Source organism: Corallococcus sp. 4LFB, from assembly GCF_046520365.1.
GTDB classification, from domain to species: Bacteria; Myxococcota; Myxococcia; order Myxococcales; family Myxococcaceae; genus Corallococcus; species Corallococcus caeni.
Genome location: NZ_JBKGHJ010000398.1, coordinates 1 through 8,028, shown reverse-complemented (window position 1 = coordinate 8,028; position 8,028 = coordinate 1). Strand labels below are relative to the sequence as shown.

Annotated in this window: 4 protein-coding genes; all 4 read left to right on the top strand. The window is 73.6% G+C overall.

Annotated elements, in window-relative coordinates; genetic code table 11:
• A partial coding sequence (locus ACLEQD_RS31805; RefSeq protein WP_410389261.1) for a carboxypeptidase regulatory-like domain-containing protein occupies positions 1–3,231 on the top strand: 3,231 nt, incomplete at its 5' end.
• A gap of 57 nt (positions 3,232–3,288) precedes the next feature.
• Complete coding sequence (locus ACLEQD_RS31800; protein WP_410389260.1) at positions 3,289–6,021, top strand: hypothetical protein; 2,733 nt, start codon at positions 3,289–3,291, stop codon at positions 6,019–6,021.
• A gap of 12 nt (positions 6,022–6,033) precedes the next feature.
• The gene (locus tag ACLEQD_RS31795) at positions 6,034–7,806 is read left to right on the top strand and encodes a HEAT repeat domain-containing protein (RefSeq protein WP_410389259.1); all 1,773 of its coding nucleotides are present in this window, start codon (positions 6,034–6,036) and stop codon (positions 7,804–7,806) included.
• Positions 7,719–8,028 (top strand): hypothetical protein (locus tag ACLEQD_RS31790; protein WP_410389258.1); only part of this gene is annotated, 310 nt, incomplete at its 3' end. The genes ACLEQD_RS31795 and ACLEQD_RS31790, both read left to right, overlap by 88 nt.

Here is an 8,028-nt window from a genome sequence, read left to right as displayed (position 1 = left end):
CCCGCCGCCCCGCCCGCGCCGCCCCAGGGCGCCCTCCAGGTCCAGGGCCGCGTCGTCGACCTCCAGGGGCACCCCGTCGCCGGCATGGAGGTCTCCGCCTCCGTGGGCCTGCCCGGGGAGACCCTGTCGGAGCTGCCGTGCGACGCCACGGACTCACCCGGCGTCTCCCTGCTCTCGGAAGACTGCGCCTCCGTCTCCGCCTCCCGCTGGGTCCGGGAGCTGGTGGAGGCCCACCGGGGCAGCGCCTTCGTCCTGTCGCGCACCACCTCCGCGCCGGACGGCACCTTCACCCTGGAGGGCCTGCCCGGGGGAAAGGTCACCCTCTGGGCCCTGGGCCCACAGGGCGCCGGCCTCCGGGAGGACGTCGTCACCGGCACCCAGGACGTGACGCTGGAGCTCGAGCCCAGCCATCCCGTCACGGGCCGCGTGGTGGACGAGGACGGCGCCCCGCTCGCCAACGTCCAGGTGACCGTGCTGCACACGGGAACGGCCCGCTACTTCGAGACGAAGACCGGCGCGGACGGCCGCTTCTCCGTGGGCCCCCTGCCTGACGCGGGCACCTACGGCCTCCTCGCCGTCCACCCGGGAAGGCTCCCCGTGTGGGAGCAGGAGCTGGCCGCGGGCCCCATGGTGGCGGACGTGGTGATGTTCGCCCCCCGGCGCATCGTGGGCACGGTGGTGGACGGCGAGCAGCCCGTCGCGGGCGCCACCGTCACGGAAGTCGGCGGCGACCACGTCGCCACCACCGACGCCCAGGGGCGCTTCACCTTCGACGGCCTGTCCCCCGACGACTACACCCTGGAGGCGGAGCAGGGCGGCCTCCAGGCGCAAGAGACGGTGAAGGTCACGGAGGACCAGCGCGAGGCCCAGGTGACACTGCGCCTGGGCACCGCCTTCTTCGTGGAGGCCACCGTGCGCGACACCGCCGGCACCCCCGTGGCCAACGCGGAGGTGAACGCCGGCCTCCCGGGCGAGCTCGCCACGCGCTACGGCTCGCCCATCTTCCAGCCGCTCGGCACCACCGACGCGGACGGCCGCGTGCGCCTGGGCCCGCTCCAGGCCGGCTCCTACTCCTTCCAGGTGGTGGCGGACCGGCTGCAGGACCTCACCGCGGTCCGCACCGTGGCCGCCGGGGGCCCTCCGCTGGAGTTCGTCCTCGCCCCGGCCCTCCTCGTGGAGGGCCACGTCACCGACACCGCCGGCAAGCCGCTGGCGGACGTCTCCCTGTCGCTGCGTCCGCCGAAACAGAAGCGCCCGGAGGGCGCGCCTCCGCCCGTGATGGCGCGCATGCGCATCATGATGCACCCGCCCCGCGAGGCGCCCCTCACCTTCGACGCCACCTCCGACGCGGAGGGCCACTTCGCCATCAAGCTGGACCAGCCCGTCTCCGGCACCCTCACCGTCGAAGCGGAGGGCTACCTGCCGCGCAAGCTCCAGGTCCGCGCTCCCACGTCCGGCCTGAAGCTGGCCCTGGACGGGGGCGCCACGGTGCGCGGCACCGTGACCAGCTCGCGCGGCACGCCCGTCAACGAGGTGGACATCTCCCTGGTGAAGCAGGAGGTGGACGAAGCCCCCTCCGAGGGCTCGAGCGAAGAGGAGCAGGAGGCCGAGCGCAGGACCTTCGCGGGCTCCACCGGGGAGGACGGCCACTTCGACATCCAGGGCCTGCCGCCCGGCGCCTATCTCGTGTGGATGCGCGCCAACCCGGGCGGCTACGAGCGGCTCATGCCCGACCGCGTGGTGCTGCGGGGCTCGGAGACCGTGGAGCTGGCGCTGCGCCTGGACCTGGACGGCCGCGTGGGCGGCATCGTCGTGGACGCGGAGGGCCGGCCCCTGGCGGACGTCGCCGTGGACGCCACCGCCAAGGAGGACGAGGCCAGCGGCGGCCGCGCGTTCTCCCCGCTCTCCGCGAAGACGGGCCCCGACGGCCGCTTCGTCCTGGAGCCGCTGGCGCGGGACTGGGACTACGAGCTGGAGGCGGTGAAGCCCGGCTACGCCCTGCCCAGGCCTCCCGGAAAGGGCGGCTTCGACGAAGACCCCGAGCTCGCCCCGGACGACGAGACCCCTGAGCAGATGAGCGAACGCATCCACCGGTGGCTGGAGGACCAGGAGGGCCCCAAGGTCATCGCCCGCGCGGGGAACATGGACGTGCGCATCGTCATGGCCTTCCAGGGCCGCGTCACCGGCCGGCTGGTGAAGCAGGACGGCACGCCCATCACCCGCTTCACCGTGAACGAGGAAGCGGTGCGCGACCCGAAGGGCGCCTTCACCGTCTACGTGGACGAGCCCGGCCCCCAGCACCTCACCTTCGAGGTGCCCGGCCACGCCCTCACCCAGCGCGACGTGGACGTCCCCGCGGGCCGCGACGTGGACCTGGGCACCGTGCGCGTGGAGGCCGGCCGCGTCATCAAGGGCCGCGTGGTGGACGACGCCACCGGCACCCCGCTGGCCGGCGTGTCCGTCTCCCTGGCGCTGCCCCAGGAGGACGTGGCCAACGCGGAGCACGCCAGCTCCTTCGCGGACGTCCTCACCGGCCTGGATGGCACCTTCCAGTTCCCCGCGGTGGAGTCCCGGCCGTACGTGCTCACCGTGCAGGAGGCGGAGCACGCGTCGCTCGAGCGCATCGTGGGCCCCACCGAGGACACGCTCGAATTGCGCCTGCCGTCCGCCACCCGCCTGGAGGTCACGCTGCGGGACGCGCAGGGCCGTCCGTCGTCGTCGATCTTCCTGGCGGCCGTCTCGAAGGCGGACCCGGACGAGCGGCGCCTCGCCTCGGCGGGCGACGGCGTGGCCATGTTCCGCGACCTGGCCCCGGGCGACTACGTGGTGAAGATCCCGGACGGGAACACCGGCATGGTCGTGCCCCGCGTCGTGCACGTGGAAGCGCAGCGCGTCAACCGCCTGGAGCTGCCGCTGTCGACGAAGGGCCTCAAGCTGAAGCTGCGCTGGAGCGAGCGCGGCAGGCAGGGCACCGCATTCCTCCTCCCCGGCCGGGTCCCCGCGCCGCCCGAATCGGCCTCCGCCACGGAGGTGCGGTGGCTGCGCGAACAGGCGCTCCCGTCGCTGGGTTACAACTCAGGGACCTGGGTCCTCGTCCCTCCCGGGCCCTACACGCTTCTCGTGTTGCAAGAACGTGAGGGACGCTGGCTGTCGTATCGCCAGGACGTGACGGTGGGCGCGGGCACCATGCAGGACGTGCAGGACGTGGAGGTGCCCGCGCTGCCGTGGTGACGAGGCGGGTCCATCATGCCTCGCGGTGTGAGGGAGCTGTGTTAAACCCCACACCCCATGACCCCGAGCGACGCGCTGAGCGCAGCAGACCTCGAACGTCTGGCCAGGGCGGAAGCCCCAGACCTGGCCGAGTCCGTGCTGGCCTTCCTCGACCAGCCGGACCGCACGTCGGACGCGCCGCTGCCGCAGGGCGCGCTCTCCTTCGACGCGCTGAAACAGCTGCTGGAGCAGGCGCGCGCGAGCGACGACAAGCCCGGCCGCCGCAAGGGTTCGCACGAAGCGTGGCAGCGCTTCCTCGCGCAGAAGGACGTGCCGCAGCCGCCGCGCCTCGCGCTCGCGGACCTGCTGGTGTCCCTGTACGAAAAGAACACCGAGCCCGCGCGCGCCGCCCTCATCACGCTGGTGAAGGACGCGCCGCTGAAGTTCGGCCTGTGGGCGGGCCTCAAGCGCATCTACAAGCTGTCGGAGGCGCGCCACGACGCGGAGATGTTCGGCGCGCTGGCGTGGCGCTTCGACACGGAGCGCGGCGGCCGGCGCCGTCAGCGCGAGGTGGGCAGCGGCACCCTCACCTACCTCCAGCGCCGCGCGTGGCGCTTCCTGCGCCACCTGGGCGCGGCCGTGCCGGAGCTCTACCCGCAGTTCGCGGTGGAGGTGCTGCGGCACTACGAGCCGGAGACGACGTGGGCGCAGTGCTGGGTGGCGCACCACGTCTGGGCGCACAACAGCAAGGGCTATTCGGCGTCGCGCTTCGCCATCCAGCCGCCCAACGACATGGTGAAGCAGCGCATGTATCCGGACGCGTGGAAGCGCTCGCCGGACGCGCTGATGCGCCTGCTGGACACGTGCCAGTCGGACCCCGCCGCGAAGTTCGCCATCCAGGGCCTGCGCAAGGACCACCCGGAGGCGCTGCGCAAGGTGACGCCCGCGTGGCTGGACCGGCTGGCGCGCCGTCCGCTGGGCAGCGCGCACGACTTCCTGGTGGAGACGCTCCAGGGCTCGCCGGAGTTCCACCAGGGCAAGCTGCGCGCGGCCGGGCTGCACGAAGCGGTGCTCGCGCTGCTCTTCTCCCCCAGCGACAAGGCCCGCGCCTACGCCATCGAGTACGCGCGCGGCCACGCGCAGGACCTCGCCCCGGACCGGCTGGCGGACCTGGTGGAGAAGGGCGAGGACGACGTGCAGAAGTTCGCCGCCGCCGCGCTGGAGAAGCACAAGCCGCGCGACCTGGGGCTTCCGCTGCTGGGCCGGCTGCTCGTGTCCAAGCCCACCGCGGCGTTCGCGGCGAAGTCGCTGGAGCAGTCCTTCGACCGCGCGGAGCTCACGCACGACTTCCTGCGCGACTTGCTCTGGGGCACGCAGCAGCAGCTCGACTGGGCGAAGAACTACGTCGCCACGAAGTACGCGGCCGGGGAGATGCCGGCGGACTTCTGGAAGGTGGCGCTGACGGAGGCGAAGCAGCGCTCGACGCGCCAGCGCATCGTGGAGGACACGGCGATGAAGGCCCTGTCCACCTACAAGGTGGCGGACATCGGGCCGGAGTGGGTCCTGGACCTCGTCGCGCACCCGCGCCTGGGCCGTCAGGCGGCGCAGTGGCTCACCCGCGCGGACAGCCTGCCGGGCCTGGACGTGGAGCGGGTGAAGGCGCTCGTCTTCAACAGCAAGTTCCGCGGCACGGCGCTGGAGCTGTTGGGCAACCGCAAGCTCTTCACCGCGCGGCAGCTCACGGTGCCCTGGCTGCTGGCGCTGGCGCGGCGGGCGGATCCGCAGCTGCACGACTTCGCGCACCGCTACCTGCTGGCGAACGTGGTGCCCGCGGACTTCAGCGACACGGGCGACGCGGACGCGGGCCTGGAGCGCCTGTTCGACCTGGCGCTGGGCGCGAAGCAGCCGCCGCCGGTGCGCGCGTTCGCGCAGATGTACCTGCGCTGCCACCACCCGGGCATCGGGCCGGAGCAGCCGGAGTCCAAGTCCTACGAGCTGCGCCCCCGCGCGCCGCGCAAGGCGTACTCGGCGGAGCGGCTGTGGCCGGCCCTGTTCGACGCGCGCGACGACGTGCGCCGCTTCGCGCTGACCATCGCCCGCTCGGAGCTGCGCGCCTGGGGCTACCAGACGCGGGTGTACGAGCTGGCGGACTCGGAGGCGAAGGAGATCCGCAACCTGGCCTACGACGCCCTGCTCAACGCGGGCGAGCCGGGCGCGGACGCGCGCCACACGCTGCAGCCGGAGGAGCTGGACGCGGGCAAGGTGTTCGCGCTCACGGAGTCCACCAAGCGCAGCACGCGCGAGGTGGCCGTGGAGCTCATCCGCCGGCACTACGCGCGGCTGGGCGGCGCGGAGCGGCTGTCCGGGCTGATGCAGAGCGCGGACCGCGAGGTGGGCCTGTTCGCGGTGCGGCTGCTCTGGGAGAAGCACCGGCCCCTGCACCTGCCGGAGGGCTGGAAGCCGGCGGGCGGCGGCAAGGACGCGCGCGAGGCGGGCGGCACCACGCGCTTTGGCGACGTGGAGGCGCTGCGCACGTTCCTGCGGCGCATGCTGTTCGGCCTGCCGCCCGGGCGCGCGAAGGAAGCGCGCGAGGGCGACGTGCAGCGCCGGCTGTCCGCGAGCGTGGCCAAGCGCCGCGTGGTGGAGCTGGTGCGCGACCTGGGCCTGGAAGACGAGAGCTTCGCCCGCGTGGTGGCGCCCGTGCTGGGCGAGTTCACCGGCTCCGTGGCGAAGGGCGAGTGGCAGAGCTGCCTGGCCTCGCTGGTGCAACTGCGTGCGGCACACCCGGGCGTGCAGCTCGGCGGCATCTAGGACAACGACACCATGGCCAACCTCTCCATCGGCAACATCGAGAAGGTCCGTGCGCTCGCCGCCAATGCGCGCCTGCTGCTCGTGGGCGGTACGCGCGCGGCCGCCGACAGCCGCCTCACCGCGTACGACGCAGCGAACAACAAGGTCCTGTGGACCTCTCCCCTGCCCGCGCACGTGCTGGACCTCGCGCTGTCGGGCGAACAGTTCGCCGCGGCGGGCGCGGACGGCACCGTGCGCTTCGGGTCGCTCACCGACGGCACGGTGAAGTTCCAGCTCCACAACGCGCACCCCGGCGGCTGCACGGCGGTGGCGGCCAGCCCCGACGGCAAGGTGCTCTACACGGCCGGCGTGGACGGCTTCGTGCGCGCGTGGGACTGGGACAGCACGAAGAAGCTCAAGGAGTGGAGCGCGTCGTCGCAGCCGCTGCGCGCGGTGGCGGTGGACCCCACGCACACGTACGTGGCCTGCGCGGGTGATGACAGCGTGGTGCGTTCGTTCACGGTGGCGACGGGTGCGCGCCGGGACATGCCGGGCCACGAGGGCGCGGTGCGGGCGCTGGCCTTCACGCCGCGCGACGGCCGGCTCGTCTCCGCGGGTGACGACGGGAAGCTGCGCATCGGCTACCTCGTCGGCGCGGTGGAGTTCGAGGTTCGCGGCGACAAGGACAGCGGCCACGCGGGCTCCGTGCTGGGGCTGGTGTTCCCGCCCACGCCGCAAGCGGAGCCCGGGCAGGACCCCGCGGAGCGCATCGCGTCCGTGGGCAGCGACGGCAAGCTGAAGGTCTGGCGCCTGGACGAGCGCCGCAAGCCGCGCACCTTCGAGCTGGGCAGCAAGGCCCTGAACGCGGTGGCCTTCGCGCCCCCGGTGAACCCCCGTCAGGCGAAGCAGCTCCTGGGCTTCCTCTTCGTGGGCGGCGAGGACCGCCGGGTCACGCGCATCACGCTGGGCACGGACGGCAAGCCCACGGACGAGACGACGGCGTACGGGCACGGCTTCGACGTCCTCAACGAGGCGTTGAAGGCCGCCTTCCCCCGCCGCGAGGCCGCGGTGAAGGAGGCGGTGGCGCTCCAGGAGCCGGAGGCGCTGGAGTTCGTGCTGGGCGTGCTGGCCTCGGACAAGCAGCCGGAGGCGCGCCGGCTGGCGGCCACGGAGCTGGGCAACCACGGCCGCACCGCGGCGCGGGCGAAGCTGCGGGAGCGGCTCAACGACGACGACAAGACGGTGCGCGCCGCGGCGCTGGAGGCCCTGACGAAGCTGGAGACGGAGTCTCCGCTCGCGGCTCCCCGCGCGGCGCTGGACTCGCGCTTCGTGGACACGCGCGTGCAGGGCCTGCGCCTGCTGGCGAAGCCAGGCAGCGCGTCGCCGCTGGTGCCGGGGCTCATCGCCAGCAAGCTGCCGGACACGAACGCGGAGGTGGGCACCGCCGCGCTGGATGCGCTCACCACCGTGTCGCCGAAGGGCAGCACGGAGCCGCTGAAGCTCGCCTTCGAGCGCGGCCCGCGGCCCTCAAGGTGGAGGTGCTGCTGCGCGCGTCGGTGGCGGGCCTGCTGGGAGACCCGCGCCTGCAGCCGCTGGTGGCGCGAGCGCTGGACGACGCGGACCGGGACGTGCGCCGCGTGGCCTTCGCGGTGCGGGTGCTGGAGCGCCGTCCGCTGGCCGCCACGCTGGAGGCGAAGGACGAGGAGTTCGCGCGCACGGTGCGGGAAGTGGCCCGCATCCTGGTGCTCCAGTCGAAGCGCACGGCGGGCGAAGCGGAGGCGAAGTTCACCACCGACGCGGAGCTGACGGCCTCGCGCGACAAGCTCTTCGCCAACACCCCGCCGGGGCAGGCGCTGACGGAAGCGGACCTGGAGCCGCTGCTCGCCGCCATGGCGTGCCGCATGCCGGACACGGCGGTGCGAGGAGCGCGCGTGCTGGCGCAGCTGGGTGACGGCCGCGCCCTGGGCGCGCTGCTCCAGCTGTCGCGCGAGGACGACGCCGCCATCCGCCGCGAGACGCCGCCGCGCT

Excerpts from the sequence above, each read along its gene's own strand:
- ACLEQD_RS31795 (WP_410389259.1), top strand. The coding sequence starts at position 6,034 with ATGGCCAACCTCTCCATCGGCAACATCGAGAAGGTCCGTGCGCTCGCC.
- ACLEQD_RS31800 (WP_410389260.1), top strand. The coding sequence starts at position 3,289 with ATGACCCCGAGCGACGCGCTGAGCGCAGCAGACCTCGAACGTCTGGCC.